Annotated in this window: 17 protein-coding genes and 1 pseudogene; 5 read left to right on the top strand and 13 right to left on the bottom strand. The window is 40.2% G+C overall.

Annotation, left to right across the window (positions count from 1 at the left end; genetic code table 11):
• Positions 1 to 16 precede the first annotated feature (16 nt).
• Both plsY and HMPREF1125_RS08350 read left to right on the top strand, forming a co-directional pair.
• Positions 17 to 658: a glycerol-3-phosphate 1-O-acyltransferase PlsY gene (plsY, locus tag HMPREF1125_RS08355; protein WP_025172350.1), complete on the top strand. Its 642-nt coding sequence runs from the start codon at positions 17 to 19 to the stop codon at positions 656 to 658.
• Between the two features lie 108 nt (positions 659 to 766).
• Positions 767 to 2,041 (top strand): MFS transporter, encoded by a 1,275-nt coding sequence (locus HMPREF1125_RS08350; protein WP_000789516.1) that lies wholly within the window; start codon positions 767 to 769, stop codon positions 2,039 to 2,041.
• Between the two features lie 119 nt (positions 2,042 to 2,160).
• Here the strand turns inward: HMPREF1125_RS08350 and HMPREF1125_RS08345 are convergent, their stop codons facing one another.
• From HMPREF1125_RS08345 to HMPREF1125_RS0102385, 9 genes and pseudogenes are all read right to left on the bottom strand, one after another.
• Positions 2,161 to 3,117 (bottom strand): ABC transporter permease, encoded by a 957-nt coding sequence (locus HMPREF1125_RS08345; RefSeq protein ID WP_000029134.1) that lies wholly within the window; start codon positions 3,115 to 3,117, stop codon positions 2,161 to 2,163.
• Positions 3,118 to 3,119: 2 nt separating this feature from the next.
• A complete protein-coding gene (locus tag HMPREF1125_RS08340) occupies positions 3,120 to 4,178 on the bottom strand; it encodes an ABC transporter permease (RefSeq protein ID WP_000038645.1) in 1,059 nt (352 codons plus the stop codon).
• Positions 4,171 to 5,705, bottom strand: a pseudogene (locus HMPREF1125_RS08335) (ABC transporter ATP-binding protein). The gene HMPREF1125_RS08340 and the pseudogene HMPREF1125_RS08335 overlap by 8 nt, the downstream one beginning before the upstream one ends.
• Positions 5,706 to 5,842: 137 nt before the next feature.
• Positions 5,843 to 6,898 carry a BMP family lipoprotein gene (locus HMPREF1125_RS08330; RefSeq protein ID WP_001036153.1) on the bottom strand — a complete coding sequence of 352 codons (1,056 nt, stop codon included), beginning with the start codon at positions 6,896 to 6,898 and terminating at the stop codon, positions 5,843 to 5,845.
• A gap of 89 nt (positions 6,899 to 6,987) precedes the next feature.
• The gene (locus HMPREF1125_RS08325; RefSeq protein WP_000246110.1) at positions 6,988 to 7,377 is read right to left on the bottom strand and encodes a cytidine deaminase; all 390 of its coding nucleotides are present in this window, start codon (positions 7,375 to 7,377) and stop codon (positions 6,988 to 6,990) included.
• The gene (gene deoC / locus HMPREF1125_RS08320; RefSeq protein WP_000773699.1) at positions 7,364 to 8,026 is read right to left on the bottom strand and encodes a deoxyribose-phosphate aldolase; all 663 of its coding nucleotides are present in this window, start codon (positions 8,024 to 8,026) and stop codon (positions 7,364 to 7,366) included. Before deoC ends, HMPREF1125_RS08325 begins: the two co-directional genes overlap by 14 nt.
• Before the next feature lie 19 nt (positions 8,027 to 8,045).
• Positions 8,046 to 9,323 carry a pyrimidine-nucleoside phosphorylase gene (locus HMPREF1125_RS08315; RefSeq protein ID WP_001202936.1) on the bottom strand — a complete coding sequence of 426 codons (1,278 nt, stop codon included), beginning with the start codon at positions 9,321 to 9,323 and terminating at the stop codon, positions 8,046 to 8,048.
• Positions 9,320 to 9,910, bottom strand: coding sequence for a class I SAM-dependent methyltransferase (locus tag HMPREF1125_RS08310; protein ID WP_080585606.1), 591 nt, complete (start codon positions 9,908 to 9,910; stop codon positions 9,320 to 9,322). The genes HMPREF1125_RS08315 and HMPREF1125_RS08310 overlap by 4 nt, the downstream gene beginning before the upstream one ends.
• A 202-nt stretch (positions 9,911 to 10,112) precedes the next feature.
• A complete protein-coding gene (locus HMPREF1125_RS0102385) occupies positions 10,113 to 10,517 on the bottom strand; it encodes a hypothetical protein (protein ID WP_000698665.1) in 405 nt (134 codons plus the stop codon).
• Between the two features lie 200 nt (positions 10,518 to 10,717).
• Between HMPREF1125_RS0102385 and coaA the strand changes: the two genes are divergently transcribed.
• The 3 genes from coaA to HMPREF1125_RS08295 all read left to right on the top strand — a co-directional run bounded on the left by coaA (position 10,718) and on the right by HMPREF1125_RS08295 (position 12,528).
• Positions 10,718 to 11,638: a type I pantothenate kinase gene (coaA, locus tag HMPREF1125_RS08305; protein ID WP_000180476.1), complete on the top strand. Its 921-nt coding sequence runs from the start codon at positions 10,718 to 10,720 to the stop codon at positions 11,636 to 11,638.
• 67 nt (positions 11,639 to 11,705) lie between these two features.
• The gene (rpsT, locus tag HMPREF1125_RS08300; protein WP_001274008.1) at positions 11,706 to 11,942 is read left to right on the top strand and encodes a 30S ribosomal protein S20; all 237 of its coding nucleotides are present in this window, start codon (positions 11,706 to 11,708) and stop codon (positions 11,940 to 11,942) included.
• A 52-nt stretch (positions 11,943 to 11,994) separates the two neighbouring features.
• The gene (locus HMPREF1125_RS08295) at positions 11,995 to 12,528 is read left to right on the top strand and encodes a DNA topology modulation protein (protein WP_000684221.1); all 534 of its coding nucleotides are present in this window, start codon (positions 11,995 to 11,997) and stop codon (positions 12,526 to 12,528) included.
• A gap of 16 nt (positions 12,529 to 12,544) precedes the next feature.
• On the opposite strand, the gene metG is transcribed toward HMPREF1125_RS08295, so the two are convergent.
• The 4 genes from metG to HMPREF1125_RS08275 form a co-directional block, all read right to left on the bottom strand.
• Positions 12,545 to 14,542 (bottom strand): methionine--tRNA ligase, encoded by a 1,998-nt coding sequence (gene metG, locus HMPREF1125_RS08290; protein ID WP_001291388.1) that lies wholly within the window; start codon positions 14,540 to 14,542, stop codon positions 12,545 to 12,547.
• A gap of 135 nt (positions 14,543 to 14,677) precedes the next feature.
• Positions 14,678 to 15,937, bottom strand: a complete 1,260-nt coding sequence (locus HMPREF1125_RS08285) for an ABC transporter permease (RefSeq protein ID WP_000429252.1) — start codon at positions 15,935 to 15,937, stop codon at positions 14,678 to 14,680.
• Position 15,938: 1 nt separating this feature from the next.
• Positions 15,939 to 16,640 carry an ABC transporter ATP-binding protein gene (locus HMPREF1125_RS08280; protein WP_000733792.1) on the bottom strand — a complete coding sequence of 234 codons (702 nt, stop codon included), beginning with the start codon at positions 16,638 to 16,640 and terminating at the stop codon, positions 15,939 to 15,941.
• The gene (locus tag HMPREF1125_RS08275) at positions 16,624 to 17,775 is read right to left on the bottom strand and encodes an efflux RND transporter periplasmic adaptor subunit (protein WP_000742428.1); all 1,152 of its coding nucleotides are present in this window, start codon (positions 17,773 to 17,775) and stop codon (positions 16,624 to 16,626) included. Before HMPREF1125_RS08275 ends, HMPREF1125_RS08280 begins: the two co-directional genes overlap by 17 nt.
• Positions 17,776 to 17,796: the final 21 nt, after the last annotated feature.

Here is a 17,796-nt window from a genome sequence, read left to right as displayed (position 1 = left end):
ATGGTATAATAGGTCTATGATGACATTTGTATTATTAATTTTTGCTTATCTGCTAGGTTCGATTCCGTCTGGTCTTTGGATTGGACAAATCTTCTTTCAAACAAATCTGCGCGAGCATGGTTCTGGTAATACTGGAACGACTAATACCTTTCGCATTTTAGGTAAGAAAGCTGGTATGGCAACCTTTGTGATTGACTTCTTTAAAGGGACCTTGGCCACTCTACTTCCTATTCTTTTCCACCTACAAGGTGTATCGCCTCTTGTCTTTGGACTTTTAGCTGTAATTGGACATACCTTTCCTATCTTTGCAGGATTTAAAGGGGGCAAGGCTGTCGCAACTAGCGCTGGAGTTGTTTTCGGATTTGCGCCTATCTTCTGTCTCTACCTAGCAGTCGTATTCTTTGGAACCCTCTATCTTGGTAGTATGATTTCCTTGTCTAGCGTTGCCGCTTCTATCGCAGCCGTCATCGGAGTTCTACTATTTCCACTATTTGGATTTATCCTAGACAGCTATGACCCTCTCTTCATTCTGATTATCCTAACACTTGCTAGCTTGATTATCATTCGTCACAAGGATAATATCACACGTATCAAAAATAAAACTGAAAATCTTGTCCCTTGGGGACTAAACTTGACACATCAAAATCCTAAAAAATAAAACGCCAGTTTAAACTGGCGTTTAAAAATATTCTATTACACTAGTATCCTAGTGAAGAATTTTAATATATAAACTTTCTAAGTAATAATTTTCATGGTGGAAATAAAAATGAAAAATATAATTAGTGATCGTATATCAAATAAGCAAATTATAAAAGATTTTATTAGCAATTTCATTGGCTCTTTGAGCGGGAAATCTTTCAATTTTGCTTTAGGTCTGATGCTACTGGATCAAACAAAATCTGCAATGAGTTTTGGGATTAATATGATTATTTATCCTTTAGTCAGTTTGATTTTCTTAATTCCCATTGGTAATCTAGTAGATAGATACCCACACAAGAAAATTTTAATATATAATTTCATCTTTAGGATTTTTATCTTTCTTTTGTTTTATACTTTTTATTTTCTTATGGATTCTTCTAGTATCTTATATCTAGTAATTCCATTTGTAATACTCCACTCTATTACAGTCAATATAAGTGATACTTGTTATTCAGCCTCAATTCATGAATTAGTAAATGATAAAAAAATTCAAAGATTAAGTTCTGTTACACAGACTGCCATTGCAATTGCAACCATGATTTCTCCAGCTATTGGAGTCATTTTTTATGGTTGGTTAGGTTTTGCAGGTTTTATTCTAATTGAAATTTTTGCAAATCTTCTCTCTTTAGGAGTTCTACTTAGTATGAAATTTTACTATGAATATAACGAGAAAGAGAACAAGGCTACGAGTTGTGAAAATCCTCTGCATGGAGTCAAAGAAATTATTCAATTTCTTAAAGAAAATCAAATTGTAAAATACATTATTCTTGTAAGTGTTATCCTCAATTTTTTCTACACATCTATCAGTATTGGGGTGCCATTTGTAGTAAAGGAACAACTTCTGTTAGGTAACTCAACAGTAGGAATGCTTGAAACTATGGCAGCAGTAGGAATGCTTTTAGCCAGTATTTCAATGTCACTATTGCCAGATAAGAAAGAAAACAACATCTTACTCTCGAGTAAGATAACCATGCCACTTGTTCTCTTAACTATAGCTATTATTGGTTTAGGCATCACATTTGCATCAACTAACTCTCAAATTATTATTTCTTTTCTTGGTAGTATATTTATGGGAATCATAGCGTTTACTCTTGTTGTTTTAAATATTATTGTGATGACTTACCTTCAAAGTACCATCGAAACAAAATTTTTAGGCAGAGTAATGAGTACTTTATTTACACTAAATACATCTATCATGCCAATAGGTACCATAGTATTCACTTATCTTTTTCAAAAAGAAGTGAATGGAGGGGTGATATTCATATTTGGAGGAGGAACCCTCCTAATATATATAATTATAATGTTACCTAAAATTTTTAGAATACTAAAAATTGAAAACTAAGTTTAATTAGAACTTAAAATTTAAGAGTTGCTTATTCGCTATAATTTACTATCATATGTTTCAAAACTGAAATTTTAAAAATAGAAAACGCCAGTTTAAACTGACGTTTTTTTGTATGCTTATTTTGACTTGATGTAGTTGATACCGTCTGCCTTTGGTGCAACTGCTTTTCCAAAGAAAGCTGCTAAGACAAGGATGGTCAAGACATAAGGGGCGATTTGAAGGTAAACCGCTGGTACTCCTTGTAGGAAAGGCAATTGAGAACCGATAACTGCCAAACTTTGTGAAAGTCCAAAGAAGAGACTAGAAAGCATAGCACCGATTGGGTTCCATTTACCAAAGATCATTGCAGCAAGGGCAATAAATCCAGGTCCAACAATAGTTGTCACTGAGAAGTTAACTGAAATGGATTGAGCATAAATCGCTCCCCCAATTCCACCTAGGAAACCTGAAATGATAACCCCAAGATACCGCATCTTGTAGACATTGATCCCCAAGGTATCTGCTGCCTGAGGGTGTTCACCAACAGAGCGAAGGCGAAGACCAAAGCGGGTCTTAAAGAGAATAAACCAAGCAAAGAATGAGAAGGCAATCGCGATATAACCTAGCAAACTTGTTGACTTGAAGAAGATATCTCCAATCACTGGGATATTAGCCAAAACTGGAAAATCAAAACGTCCAAAAGTCTGGCTTAAGTTATCCGTTTGCCCTTTGTTATAAAGAACCTTAACCAAGAAAACTGCTAAGGCAGGAGCCATCAAGTTCAATACTGTACCACTGACAACATGGTCCGCACGGAAATGAACTGTAGCGACTGCATGAATGAGGGAGAAAATAGCTCCCACGATACCGGCAACTAACAAGGAAATCCAAGGAGTCGCTGCTCCAAGTTGTTCTGCAAACTCAAGGTTAAAGACAACCCCAGAAAAGGCTCCCATAACCATAATTCCTTCAAGACCGACGTTAACGACACCACCACGTTCAGAGAAGACTCCTCCAATACTCGTAAAAATAAGTGGTGCTGAGTAAATCAGCATAGAAGAGACCAAGAGGGTGAGTAATGTTGTAATAGACATCCTTACTTACCTCCTTTAACTTGTTTTTTTGGTTTGACAAAATGTTCGATAATATAGTGAACACTGACAAAGAAGATAATGGACGCTGTTACAATGCTGACAAGTTCAGACGGAACTTGCGCAGCGTTCATACCTGGTGCTCCTACTTGCAAAACTCCAAATAAGAAGGCTGCAAAGAGAATTCCAATTGGTGAATTCCCAGCAAGCAAACTAACCGCCATCCCGTTAAATCCGATAGCTAATGATGATCCCTGAACGTAAACGTTTTGGAAGGTTCCAAGACCTTCGACAGCTCCACCAAGACCAGCCAAAGCACCAGAGATAATCATTGATAGAATGATTGTACGTTTTGCTGAAATACCAGCGTACTCTGAGGCATGGGGATTGAGACCAACTGCACGAATTTCAAAACCGAGGGTCGTTTTCTTGAGCAAGAACCAAATCACGCCAACAGCAATGATTGCAAAGAAGATTCCAATATTCATACGGGAATTTCCAGTCAACTCTGATAACCATGGTGTCTGGTATGTAGCATTGGCACTAACACGAATCGTTGAGTCTGTACTTTGCATAAAGTCTTTCGGGAAAGAATGAATAAAGGCATTCCCTACGTACAAAACAATATAGTTCATCATAATGGTTACGATAACCTCTGATGTACCTAAATAGGCTCTGAGAATACCTGGAATAGCACCTACAATTCCACCTGCAATCAAAGCAATTACTACGGTCGCTAAAATCAACATTGGGCGTGGCATGTCCGGATGCGACAAAGCAAACCAACCACTAAGAATCCAACCTGCTAGTGCCTGACCAGGAAGCCCAACGTTAAAGAAACCTGCACGGCTGGCAACTGCAAAACCCAGACCAATCAAGATAAGAGGACCCATGGCACGGAAAATTTCACCAATTCCACGGAGACTACCAAAAGCTGTATAGAACAACTCCTCATAACCCCAGATAGCATCGTAGCCGAAAATCCACATGACAATGGCCCCGAGCAAGATTCCTAAGAATACGGAAATCAAGGGAACCGAAATTTGTTGTAACTTTTTAGACATCATCCTTCTCCTTTCCCAAGTTTCCACCTGCCATCAAGATACCAAGTTCTTGTTTGTTAGTCGTTTCTGGCGACACAATACCTTGAATCTTCCCATCATGAATAACAGCAATTCGGTCTGAAACATTTAAAATCTCATCCAATTCAAAGCTGACAACAAGCACAGCTTTTCCGTTATCACGTTCTTCAATCAAGCGTTTGTGGATATATTCAATGGCACCGACATCCAAACCACGAGTTGGTTGGCTGACGATAAGGAGATCAGGATCACGATCAATCTCACGAGCGATAATCGCTTTTTGTTGATTTCCCCCTGAAAGAGCTGCTGCTGGAACAAACTCGCTCGCCGCACGGACGTCAAATTCTTCCATCAATTTCTTGGCATGTGAAGTGATATTGGCATAGTTTAAGATACCATTCTTGCTGAGTGGTTCTTTGTAGTAGGTTTGAAGAGCGATATTTTCTGAAATCATCATATCCAAAATCAAACCATCACGGTGGCGGTCTTCAGGAACATGCCCTACACTGAGTTCCGTAATTTGTCGAGGGTGCATCCCTACGATTGATTTGTCTTTTAATTCAATACTACCAGACTCAACCTTACGAAGACCCGTAATGGCTTGAATGAGTTCAGATTGGCCATTGCCATCAATACCTGCAATACCGACAATTTCACCAGCACGAACATCCAAAGAAAGGTTCTTCACAGCTGGTACACCACGGTTTTCATTGACAACCAAGTCTTTGATAGACAAGACTACTTCTTTTGGTTGTGGTGCCTGTTTCTCCGTTTTGAAGGAGACAGAACGTCCTACCATCATCTCTGCCAAGTCTGCATTGGTTGCCCCTGCAATTTCCACCGTCTGGATTGATTTTCCACGACGGATAACCGTCACTCGATTGGATACCGCACGAATTTCATCCAGTTTATGGGTAATCAAAATAATGGATTTTCCTTCTTTGACAAGGTTTTTCATGATAGCCATCAACTCATCAATCTCTGAAGGAGTCAATACTGCCGTAGGTTCGTCAAAGATGAGGATATCAGCACCACGGTAAAGTGTCTTCAAGATTTCTACACGTTGTTGAGCACCAACGGAAATATCTGCCACCTTGGCAGCAGGATCCACTGCCAAACCATAACGTTCAGAAAGAGCCTTGATTTCTTTAGTAGCTTCAGCTATATCTAGCACACCATTTTTAGTGATTTCACTCCCCAAAATGATATTTTCAGCTACTGTAAAAGCCTCAACCAACATAAAATGTTGGTGAACCATCCCAATTCCAAGACTAGCAGCTTTAGAAGGTGAATCTAGTTTGACAACTTGACCATTCACCGCAATTCACCACTAGTTGGCTCGAGAAGTCCTGCCAGCATATTCATCAGAGTGGATTTACCCGCTCCATTTTCTCCTAAAAGTGCATGGATTTCACCTTTTCGCAGTTGCAAGTTGATCTTGTCGTTCGCTACAAATTCACCAAACACCTTGGTAATATCCCGCATCTCAATGACATTTTCGTGTGCCATATGCTTTTCCTTTCCGAGGTTTATTTTGTTTCAATAAAACCTGCTAATCATGTTAACAAGTTCTATTGAGACAAAAAATTGCCTCAATTCTTAAAGAAGCGACCGATGGTCGCTTCCTAAGAAATGACTTTTATCCATTATTTTTCAGGAACTTTTACGCTTCCGTCAAGGATTTTAGCTTTTGCGTCTTCAACAGCTTTTTTACCTTCTTCTGAAAGGTTTGTTACTGCCAAGTCAACCCCTTTATCCTTCAATGAGTAGACAATAACTTGTCCGCCAGGGAATTCACCTTTTTCTGTTTTGTTGGCAATATCTTTTACAGTTGTACCAACTTGTTTCAATGTAGATACAAGAACAAAGTTTGATTCTTTACCATCTTTAGAAGTGTATTTACCTTCTGCTGCTTGGTCACGGTCTACACCAATAACCCAAACTTTTTCGTCTTCATTTTTACTTTCGTTCAAAGATTTTGCTTCAGCAAAGACACCAGCACCTGTACCACCAGCTGCTTGGTAAACAACGTCTGCACCTGCAGCGTATTGAGCAGCTGCAATTGTTTTACCTTTGGCAGCATCACCAAATGAACCAGCGTAGTCAACTTGTACTTTGATAGATGGGTCTACTGACTCAACACCAGCTTTAAATCCAGCAGCAAAACGTGAAATAACTTCAGACTCGATACCACCTACAAAACCAACTTGTTTTGTTTTAGTTGTTTTAGCTGCCGCAACCCCAGCAAGGTAAGCTGCTTCGTTGTCAGCAAATGTTACGCTCGCAACATTCTTTTGATCTTTGATCACATCATCAATCAAGACATAGTTTAAGTCAGAGTGATCTTTTGCTGCCTCTTCAACTGCATTGTGAAGTGCAAAACCAACACCGAAGATCAGGTTGTAACTTCCAGCCGCTTGTTGCAAGTTGTTAGCATAGTCTGCTTCGCTTGTTGATTGGAAGTAAGTATAACCTTTATCTTTAGAAAGATTGTGTTCTTTACCCCAGTCTTGCAAACCTTCCCAAGCTGATTGGTTAAATGATTTATCATCAACACCACCAGTATCTGTTACAATCGCTGCTTTCGTCTTCATTTCAGATGAAGATGAAGCTGCGTTACGAGAAGAGCGGTTACCACATGCAGCAAGTCCAACTGCTGCCACTGCAACTAGACCAAGGCCTAGCCATTGTTTCTTGTTCATTACTGAACCTCCTAAATAAGATGTGCAACGATGTTGCAAGTATGGATTGGTTGGCCACAAGGACCGCGTCACTCAAAGAGTGACTCAGACTAGTTTAAGTCTGTAAAAGAGTATGGAAGTAACTCCCCGACCGTCATCTCGACCGTCGATTTATCTTTTGCGACAAGTGTCACTTTTAGATCTTTTTCAAAAAATTCAGCCATCACTTGGCGACAAGCACCACATGGTGATATAGGTTTTTCAGTCTGTCCATAGACAATCAACTCTGAAAACTCTCTTTGGCCTTCGGAAACTGCTTTGAAAATCGCTGTACGCTCTCCGCAATTAGTCAAGGGGTAACTAGCATTCTCGATGTTCACACCCGTATAAATGCTACCGTCCTTAGCTACTAAAACAGCTCCAATAGGAAAATGAGAATAGGGTACATAGGCTTGTTTGCTGGTTTCAATTGCTAGTTCAATCAACTCAGTAGTCGCCATCTGCTAATTCTCCTTTTAAAATTGCCACACCAGCTGATGTTCCAATACGGGTAGCGCCCGCTTCCACAAAGGCAAGAGCATCTGCATAAGAACGAGCTCCACCAGCAGCCTTAACTCCCATATCTGGTCCGACTGTTTTACGCATCAACTTAACATCCTCTATAGTGGCACCACCAGTTGAAAATCCAGTTGAAGTTTTGACAAAATCAGCGCCTGCTTTCTGGGATAATTGGCAAGCCACAACCTTTTCATCGTCTGTCAACAAGCAAGCTTCAATAATGACCTTAACCAACTTGTCACCACTTGCTTCTACGACAGCACGGATGTCCGATTCAACCAAATCAAGATTACCTGATTTGAGAGCACCGACATTGATAACCATATCAATCTCATCTGCACCGTTTTGAACAGCTTCTTTTGTTTCAAAAGCTTTTACAGCTGAAGTTGTCGCTCCCAAAGGAAAACCTACTACTGTACAAACCTTTACATCTGAGCCTTCAAGTCCTGTTTTCGCATGTTTAACCCATGTGGGATTAACACAAACGCTGGCAAAGTCATACTCACGCGCTTCAGATAGCAAACGATCAATTTGTTCTTGACTTGCATCTTGCTTCAAAAGCGTATGATCGATGTATTTGTTTAATTTCATATTCGGATTCCTCTCTTTTTCATGAGATGATTTCAATTATTTCCTGCAAACGTTTCACTCCATCATTTATTTTAACATATTTTTGGAATTCTGTAACTAGTTGAGGGGAAATTTTTCCATTTGTATAAACTTTTGCGACAATTTCTCCCTTTTGAACGGAGTCACCGACCTTCTTCTCAAAAACGATCCCAGTTTCATAGTCCAAGTCATCAGTCTTGACTGCACGACCGGCTCCTAGTCTCATGGCATAGAGCCCAAATTCCATTGCAGGAAGAGCTGAAATAACACCTGTATCTTGAGCCGGGATATCAACTACATGCGCCACCTTGACTGGGCGATAGAGATCTTCTAAATCACCGCCTTGAGCTGCTACCATTTCTTCAAACTTAGCCAGCGCTTGGCCATTTTCCAGGTGTTGACGGATTTCCTCGATCGTTTTCTCAACATCAGCCAAGCCAAGCATAATCTGAGCTAGCTCGCAGATAAAATGGCTAATATCTTCTCGACCCTTTCCTTGAAGAATTTCAATTGCTTCTAGGATTTCGAGACGATTGCCAATAGCTCGCCCTAAGGGTTGGCTCATATCTGTAATGACTGCAACTGTTTTTCGACCAACGGCCTTACCCAAATCGACCATGGTTTGAGCCAATTCTCGTGCCTCATCGACAGTTTTCATGAAGGCACCCTCACCAACAGTCACGTCTAGCAAAATGGCATCCGCACCAGCAGCAATTTTCTTGCTCATGACAGAACTCGCAATCAAAGGAATCGTGTCGACAGTCGCCGTCACATCACGAAGGGCATAGAGAAGTTTATCTGCTTTAACAAGCTGATCTGACTGCCCAATGACAGATACACCAATGTCCTGTACCTGACGGATAAAATCCTCTTGACTGCGCTCCACTTGGTAACCCTTGATTGCTTCCAACTTATCTAGGGTTCCGCCAGTATGCCCTAGTCCACGACCACTCATTTTTGCCACGGGCACTCCAAAGCTAGCAACAAGGGGAGCTAAAATCAAGGTCACCTTATCACCTACACCACCAGTAGAATGTTTGTCAACTTTAACCCCATCAATAGCTGACAAGTCAAACTCCTGACCTGTCTTAACCATATTCATCGTCAGGTCAGAAATCTCTCGTGTCGTCATTCCTTTGAAATAAACCGCCATAGCAAAGGCAGACATCTGATAGTCTGGAACAGTTCCTGCCACATAGCCTTCTACTAGCCACTTGATTTCATTTGAAGTAAGTTCTTGACCATCTCGTTTCTTTTGGATTAAATCAACTGCTCTCATTCTTTCACACTTCTAAGGATATAGTATCCCTTATCTTTCTTTACGATTTCACAATTTCCAAAAACGTCTTCCATCTTACTTTTAGCACTCGGAGCACCTTGCTTTTTCTGAATGACAATGGTTAAATCACCTCCATCTTTCAAGAAATCTCTGCTCTTTTCGATAATCTCATGAACAACTTGTTTACCCGCTCGAATAGGCGGATTAGAAATAACATGGTCAAATTTCCCTTCAACTTGTTCATAGATATTGGATTGGAAAATCGTTGCTTCAACCTTATTTCGTTCAGCATTTTGTCGAGCCAAGTCTAGAGCACGATTATTGATATCAACCATGGTTGCCTGAACTCCATAAGCCTTGGTCAAGGACAAGCCCAAAGGCCCATATCCACAACCCACATCAAGGACCGTTTCTCCTTTGTTAACCTCTAGACACTTCAATAAAAGCTGACTCCCAAAGTCAACCATTTTCTTGCTAAAAACACCCGCATCCGTCAAAAAGGTCATTTTTTCTCCCAACAACTCCACTCTCAACTCATGTATGTCGTGAGCAGCGTCAGGATTTTCTGCATAATACATTTTACTCATAAAACTATTTTACCATAATTTGGCTTGAATTGTAAGTCGTTTACAAAGTGATGATAAAATGAAAAAGACTGAAGAATCCTAGTCAAAAAACCTTTTCTTCAATCTCTTTCAATTATTAGAAATACATTACAATCTATCGGGAACTACAAATTATCATAGTCAGGATAAAGCAGATCGTCTGTAATCAGGCGCATTTTTATTACTATTTCTTAACCTTAAAATACTTTATTATCAACAAGATTCCCAATATGATGTTTAGATAAAAACCCAACTGATAAGTTTGTGTCAAGATTTCCAAACTTGTCCAAAGTCGTATCAAATCTTCTAGTGACATACGGAATAGATATCCTTCTGTAGCAATCCACAAAATCAAAAATAGATAACTACCAGCAGCAAGCCATTTCGTCCACTGCTTTTTTACTAGCCAGGCAATCAAGAGCGAACAGATAAAGACAGCTGTTATAAGGAGATGATCCATTAAGAAGGTAAAACCGTAATAGGTTTCTACAAAGCGTCTACCATTATCCGCATTCGCTCCCCTTATAAAAGGTAGTGTAAAACTTAAAATAAAACAGAGTTCCAATATGTAACATCTCAAGATTTTCATTGTATACCTCCTATAAGTTGCGAACTAAAAAACCACTTTTAATAACTGATAACTCTTCAGAAACAATTCCCTATCTCATCATTAAATTATTCAACCTCCATCTACCTCTATTATACGATATTGGCTTACTACCATCAAGAAACCGCTTTATTTTTTTAGCTTTTTATGGTATGATAAACAAAATATCTAGGGGAAAACAAATGACCAACGAATTTTTACATTTTGAGAAAATCAGCCGCCATACTTGGCAATCATTGCATCGCAAAACAACCCCTCCCTTGACAGAGGAAGAGTTAGAATCCATCAAGAGTTTCAATGACCAGATTAGTCTGCAGGACGTAACGGATGTCTATCTTCCCCTTGTCCATCTTATCCATATTTACAAGCGCACCAAGGATGATTTGGCATTTTCAAAAGGAATTTTCCTCCAACGTGAAAGCAAATCCCAGCCTTTTATCATTGGAGTTTCAGGAAGTGTCGCTGTAGGAAAATCAACAACTAGCCGACTTCTGCAAATCCTTCTCTCTCGTACAGTTACTGATGCTACTGTAGAGCTAGTGACAACGGATGGCTTTCTCTATCCCAATCAAACCTTGATGGATCAAGATATATTAAATCGCAAAGGTTTTCCTGAAAGTTATGATATGGAAACCTTGCTGAATTTTCTTGATCGCCTAAAGAATGGGCAAGATGTAGATATCCCCGTCTATTCTCATGAAGTGTATGACATCGTTCCTGGAGAGAAGCAGCGTGTCAAAGCTGCGGACTTTGTTATTGTTGAAGGCATCAATGTCTTTCAAAACCCTCAAAATGAGCGCCTTTACATCACTGATTTCTTTGATTTTTCCATCTATGTGGATGCTGCTGTCGAGGACATTGAAAGTTGGTATCTGGATCGTTTCTTAAAACTGCTCAGCTTTGCCCAAAATGATCTCAACAGCTACTACCACCGCTTTACGCAAATGCCGATTGGAGAAGTTGAAGCCTTTGCACATCAGGTTTGGACCAGTATTAATCTCACAAATCTACAAAACTATATCGAACCGACAAGGAATCGCGCCGAGGTCATTCTCCACAAGACTAAAAACCACGAAATCGATGAAATTTACCTAAAAAAATAATTTCCCCTTGTCAAAACCTAAGTTTTCATATATAATGGTATAGTTAGTAAATATGGAGGTAAGAACATTGGCAAACATTAAATCAGCTATCAAACGCGCTGAATTGAACGTTAAACAAAACGAAAAAAACTCAGCTCAAAAATCAGCTATGCGTACTGCTATCAAAGCTTTCGAATCAAACCCTTCTGAAGAACTTTTCCGTGCTGCTAGCTCAGCTATCGACAAAGCAGAAACTAAAGGTTTGATTCATAAAAATAAAGCAAGCCGCGATAAAGCTCGTCTTTCAGCTAAACTTGCTAAATAAGAAACAGTCCACCGAGGCTGTTTTTTTGTCCTCCATTACGAAAAGGTAGAAAATGAAAATCGCAATTATCGGCTATTCTGGTGCTGGGAAATCAACCCTGGCACAAAAGTTATCCCAGTTCTACTCAATTCCCAAACTGCATATGGACACCCTCCAATTTCAACCAAATTGGCAAGACAGTGATCGTGATTGGATGAAATCTGAGATGAAAAAATTCCTAACCACTCACTCAGACTGGGTCATCGATGGAAACTACTCTTGGTGCTGCTATGAGGAAAGGATGGAGCAAGCTGACCAAATCATCTTTCTCAATTTTTCACCATGGACTTGTCTCTTTCGAGCCCTTAAACGGTATCTCACATACCGAGGCAAGGTCCGAGAAAGCATGGCTGCAGGTTGCCCCGAACGCTTTGACTGGGACTTTATCCGATGGATTCTCTGGGATGGGCGGAGCAAATCCGCTAAGGAACGCTACAAGGGGATTCAAGAAACCTATCCAGAGAAAGTAATTCTCCTCAGGTCTCAAAAGGAGATAGACCACTTCTTAGATAATCTCGCATATAACAAGAAAAACCAACGTACCTAACGTTGGTTTTTTGCTATTACCCAATCATACTTCCGTTTGGTACAGCTGGATCAACTGTGAGAAGGGTTAGTTTGCCATCATGTTCAGCTGAGAGAATCATCCCTTGGCTGACATATTTTTTCATCATCTTACGAGGTTTGAGGTTGGCAACGATTTGAACTTTCTTGCCGACCAATTCTTGTTCGTTTGGATAGTATTTTGCAATTCCTGAGAGAATTTGACGGTCTTCACCATCACCAGCATCCAAGCGGAATTGAAGCAACTTATCAGAACCTTCCACTTTAGAAACTTCTTTGACTTCTGCGACACGAATTTCAACCTTATCGAAGTCTTCAAACTTGATTTCTTCCTTGCTTAGTTTGAGTTCGACTTCTTCTGGATTCCATTCTTTCTCGACGTCTGGCTTGTTGCCTTCCATTTGTTCCTTAATATAGGCGATTTCTTCTTCCATATCCAGACGCGGGAAGATTGGAGTTCCTTTGGCAACTACAGTCACACCTGCAGGTAAATCAGCCAAGCTCAAGTTTTCAAGGCTAGCAACTTCTGCCAAACCAAGCTGAGTCAAGACTGCACGACTGGTTTCCATCATAAAGGGTTCAATTAAGTGAGCAACGACACGAAGGCTAGCTGCCAAGTGGCTCATCACACTTGCTAATTGGTCACGAAGAGCTTCATCCTTAGCCAAGACCCATGGAGCAGTCTCATCAATGTATTTGTTGGTACGAGAGATAAGAGTCCAGACTGCTTCAAGTGCACGTGGGTAGTCAACTTCTTCCATGTGTGTATGGTAGTCAGAGATAGATTGCTCTGCTACTTGAGCAAGAGCATTGTCAAATTCAGTCACACCTTCTACATAGGCTGGAACTTTTCCATCAAAATACTTATTAATCATGGAAACCGTACGGTTGAGGAGGTTTCCTAGGTCATTTGCCAATTCATAGTTGATACGGCCTACATAGTCCTCAGGAGTAAAGGTTCCGTCTGAACCGACTGGGAGGCTACGCATGAGGTAGTAACGAAGTGGATCCAGTCCATAACGTTCTACTAGCATTTCAGGGTAAACGACATTCCCTTTAGACTTAGACATCTTGCCGTCTTTCATGACAAACCAACCGTGGGCAATCAAACGTTCTGGCAACTTGATATCGAGCATCATGAGCAAGATTGGCCAGTAGATTGAGTGGAAACGGAGAATATCTTTTCCGACCATGTGGAAGACTGTTCCGTTCCAGAACTTGTCAAAGTTAGTATGATCGTCTTGACCATAACCAAGAGCAGTCGCATAGTTGAGAAGGGCATCGATCCAAACATAGACAACGTGTTTTGGATTAGATGGTACTGGCACACCCCAGGTAAAGGTTGTACGAGAAACCGCTAAGTCTTCCAAACCTGGCTCAATAAAGTTACGTAACATTTCATTAAGACGACCATCTGGAGTGATGAAATCAGGGTGCGATTTGAAAAATTCAACCAAACGGTCTTGGTATTTGCTGAGACGAAGGAAGTAAGACTCTTCTGAAACCCATTCCACTTCATGTCCTGATGGAGCGATACCGCCCGTTACATTTCCAGCTTCGTCACGGAAAACTTCCGCAAGCTGGCTTTCTGTAAAGAATTCCTCATCTGAAACTGAATACCAGCCAGAGTATTCGCCCAAGTAGATATCATCTTGAGCAAGTAAACGTTCGAAGACTTGAGCCACTACTTTTTCATGGTAGTCATCAGTTGTACGGATAAATTTATCGTATGAGATATCGAGTAATTGCCAGAGTTCTTTAACTCCAACTGCCATTCCATCAACATAGGCTTGTGGTGTAATCCCAGCTTCTTCTGCTTTTTGTTGAATCTTTTGACCATGCTCATCTAAACCCGTCAGATAAAAGACATCGTAGCCCATAAGGCGTTTGTAACGAGCTAGGACATCACAGGCGATGGTTGTGTAGGCTGAACCGATATGAAGTTTCCCAGATGGATAGTAAATCGGTGTTGTAATATAAAAATTCTTTTCAGACATAATATTTCCTTTCCAGGCAAATGAAACCTGTTTTTCTAACACTTCATTATATCATATTTTTAGTGATTTTCGATAGGAAAATCCATACAAAAACAAGACGGACAAATGTCCATCTTGTTTTTTCTGCTCTATATCTTATTCATAACGAAGGGCTTCGATTGGATCGAGCTTAGAGGCCTTATTGGCTGGTAAGACACCAAATATCATACCAACGCTGGCTGATACAGCCAAGCTAAAGAGAGCAATTGGGAGGGAAACCCCAACTTCGATACCTGCAATCATGTTTTGGAGCAGCACTCCAGCTAACATGGTCATTCCAGCAGCAATTCCAAGACCGATGACACCACCTAGCAAGGTCAAGATCATGGACTCAATCAAAAACTGTACTAAGATATTAGCCCGTGTAGCACCGAGAGCTTTCCGCAGACCAATCTCACGCGTGCGTTCTGTCACCGAAACCAGCATGATATTCATAACACCAGTTCCCCCGACAAAGAGAGAGATTCCTGCGATGGCACTGATAACAGTGGTCATAAAACCAAATAGTTGTTGTACTTCTTGGAAGGCGGCAGTTGCGTCCGCAACTTGGTACTCCCCTTGCTGAAGACCAGCAATCTCAGTCAATTTTCGAGCCAACTCTGGACCCAAGGTCTGCGTTAGACTAGTATCATTGACACGAAAGACGATGTTCGAGATTTCATCAGTATTAAAATTGGCTGCGAGAGAGATATTGGTCGTAATTGGAAGACCACCAATCCCAAAGGCTTTAGCAGTTTTAGCTTCAGTACTTGTATATACTCCAATAACTCGATAATGAAAGTTATTAACTGAAATTATCTGATTAAGAGCTGCCTGTGGTGAATCAAAAAGACTTTTAGCCAATTCTTCATCAAGTAAGATAACACTTGCAAAATCTCTGTAATCTTGTTCTCTTAGACTCCTACCAGCGATTATTTCATTTTCAGTGGCAGTCATATAAGTCATATTACCACCTGTTAAACTAGCCTGTTCAACTTTTTTATCTTTATAAGTCAGAGTAACATTTATACTATTCGTCACAAAGTAACTATCTACACCTTTTACTTTAGCGGCTTCCTTAACCCATGCTTCCTGTGTTTTGGGTGGAACAACATAAGCTGTATCTTCTCGACTAGACAGTGTTAGAGAAGATTGTTTTTGGGTAAAAGAGCCATCCTTACTTTTAATAGGCGAGAAGAAGACCTGAATATTTTTCTGAGATTTGGTCATATTTTTATTGACCTGACGAGACATAGAGTCTCCCAGAGCCATGATAACAACGACTGAAGATACTCCTATAATAATCCCAATCATCGTCAAAAATGAACGCATCTTGTGTGCCATAATCGATGAAAAGGCAAATTTTAGATTTTCCATCTCAATGCCCCTCCCCTTCTAAATGCCCACTATCAGATGCAATAACCCCATCACGAATTACAATCTGACGTTTTGCATAAGCTGCAATCTCAGGCTCATGCGTGACCATAATAATGGTTCTTCCTTCTTCATTTAACTCCACCAAAAGTTCCATGATTTGGCTTCCTGTCCTTGTATCCAAAGCCCCAGTTGGTTCATCTGCCAGAATAATCGAAGGATTGTTGACAAGGGCACGGGCAATGGCTACCCGTTGTTTTTGCCCACCAGATAATTCCGAAGGCAAGTGGTGACTTCTATCTGTCAAGTCTACCTTTTTCAAATAGGTCTCTGCCAATTTACGGCGTTTGGAAGCTGAAACTCCAGCATATATTAAAGGCAATTCAACATTTTGAAGGGCATCTAGTTTAGACAAAAGAAAGAATTGTTGAAAGACAAAACCAATCTCTTTATTACGGACTTTGGCCAACCGCTTTTCATCCAATCGAGCCACTTCCTGCCCCTCTACGTAATACTCACCACTAGTTGGTGTGTCCAACATTCCAATAGTATTCATTAGAGTAGATTTTCCAGAACCAGACGGTCCCATAATAGCAACAAACTCTCCCTCATTCACTTCTAAGTTGATATTTTTCAAAACCTGAAGTTCCTGATCTCCATTTCGATAACTCCGACAGATATTTTTTAGACTAATTAGTTTCTTCATCAGCCTTCACCTCTTTTCCTTCTTCCAAGGAAGTTGTTGGATTACTGATGACTTTAGCCCCATTTGTCAAGCCAGAAGTGATTTCCTGGTTTTCTGCGTCAGCATTTCCTAGGCTAACTTCGATTTTCTTAGCCTTATTCTCTTCGTCAACAACCCAGACATAGTTTTTACCTTCTTCTTCTACGATGCTGGTTAATGGTACGAGAAGAGATGTACTGTCGCTCTTAACTTCTACACTAACAGAAAATCCTTGCTTCAACTCACCGATATCACTCGTAATTTCAATAGTGTATGGATATTTAGGGCCAACATTCGATGCACCTTTACCATTGCTTCCATCAGCACCACTCTTTGAATAAGTTGCGATATAGTTGATCTTCCCTGTCCAAGCCTTATCTGGGTAGACCTTAGAAGTGAAGGTCACTTCTTGTCCGACTGAAAGCTTGGCAAGATTGTACTCAGATAATTCACCTTTAACTTGCAAATTTTCATTGCTCACTATATGAACTATTACTTTGCCATTACCCGCAGAGGATTTGGAAAGATCACGATTCACCTCTACAACTGTTCCTTCTATCGTGCTTAAAATAGTTGTCGCATCTAGTTGAGCCTTTGCTTTTTTAACTTGAGCTTCTGCATCTGCACGATTGTCACATGCATCCTTAATTTGAGAATCAAGAGAAGATACTGTGTTACTCTCTGAACCACCATATTCTTCTGAGTAAGTAAGGGCTTTGCTTCGAGATTCCTTTAATTCACTAATATGACGATCAATCTTTGCTACTGCACGATTGGCAGCATCATATGCTGCCTGAGCATCGGAACTATTGTATTTTACTAATGCTTGTCCTTTTTCGACCTTATCTCCAACAGAGACTAAAATTTCTTCAATCTCACCCATACTTGCATCAAAATATACATACTGTTCATTTTTTACAGTAACAGTTCCAGATAAAAGAATAGATGAAGCAACTGTTCCTTCTTTGGCAGTCACCAAATGAGAGGTCGTATCTTTAACAGTAGCCTGAGAAGGTTGTCTAAAAAGTAAAATTCCCATAGCTCCGACAATAATAATACTTGCAATTCCAATGACTGTGTAAAATTGCCTTTTTTTTCTTTTCGTATTCTTCTTCATCCCAAAATGCCTTTCATATTT

The sequence above is a fragment of the Streptococcus oralis SK304 genome, from assembly GCF_000287715.1.
Taxonomy (GTDB): Bacteria; Bacillota; Bacilli; order Lactobacillales; family Streptococcaceae; genus Streptococcus; species Streptococcus oralis_Y.
The sequence above is the reverse complement of the archived record's forward strand: the minus strand, read 5'-3'. Positions and strand labels throughout refer to the sequence as shown.

Coding starts and splice junctions, on each gene's coding strand:
- HMPREF1125_RS08330 (WP_001036153.1), bottom strand. CDS start 6,898: ATGAACAAGAAACAATGGCTAGGCCTTGGTCTAGTTGCAGTGGCAGCA.
- HMPREF1125_RS08315 (WP_001202936.1), bottom strand. CDS start 9,323: ATGAGAGCAGTTGATTTAATCCAAAAGAAACGAGATGGTCAAGAACTT.
- plsY (WP_025172350.1), top strand. CDS start 17: ATGATGACATTTGTATTATTAATTTTTGCTTATCTGCTAGGTTCGATT.
- HMPREF1125_RS08350 (WP_000789516.1), top strand. CDS start 767: ATGAAAAATATAATTAGTGATCGTATATCAAATAAGCAAATTATAAAA.
- HMPREF1125_RS08280 (WP_000733792.1), bottom strand. CDS start 16,640: ATGAAGAAACTAATTAGTCTAAAAAATATCTGTCGGAGTTATCGAAAT.
- HMPREF1125_RS08275 (WP_000742428.1), bottom strand. CDS start 17,775: ATGAAGAAGAATACGAAAAGAAAAAAAAGGCAATTTTACACAGTCATT.
- HMPREF1125_RS08285 (WP_000429252.1), bottom strand. CDS start 15,937: ATGGAAAATCTAAAATTTGCCTTTTCATCGATTATGGCACACAAGATG.
- HMPREF1125_RS08340 (WP_000038645.1), bottom strand. CDS start 4,178: ATGTCTAAAAAGTTACAACAAATTTCGGTTCCCTTGATTTCCGTATTC.
- HMPREF1125_RS08345 (WP_000029134.1), bottom strand. CDS start 3,117: ATGTCTATTACAACATTACTCACCCTCTTGGTCTCTTCTATGCTGATT.
- coaA (WP_000180476.1), top strand. CDS start 10,718: ATGACCAACGAATTTTTACATTTTGAGAAAATCAGCCGCCATACTTGG.
- HMPREF1125_RS0102385 (WP_000698665.1), bottom strand. CDS start 10,517: ATGAAAATCTTGAGATGTTACATATTGGAACTCTGTTTTATTTTAAGT.
- metG (WP_001291388.1), bottom strand. CDS start 14,542: ATGTCTGAAAAGAATTTTTATATTACAACACCGATTTACTATCCATCT.
- HMPREF1125_RS08310 (WP_080585606.1), bottom strand. CDS start 9,910: ATGAGTAAAATGTATTATGCAGAAAATCCTGACGCTGCTCACGACATA.
- deoC (WP_000773699.1), bottom strand. CDS start 8,026: ATGAAATTAAACAAATACATCGATCATACGCTTTTGAAGCAAGATGCA.
- HMPREF1125_RS08325 (WP_000246110.1), bottom strand. CDS start 7,377: ATGGCGACTACTGAGTTGATTGAACTAGCAATTGAAACCAGCAAACAA.
- HMPREF1125_RS08295 (WP_000684221.1), top strand. CDS start 11,995: ATGAAAATCGCAATTATCGGCTATTCTGGTGCTGGGAAATCAACCCTG.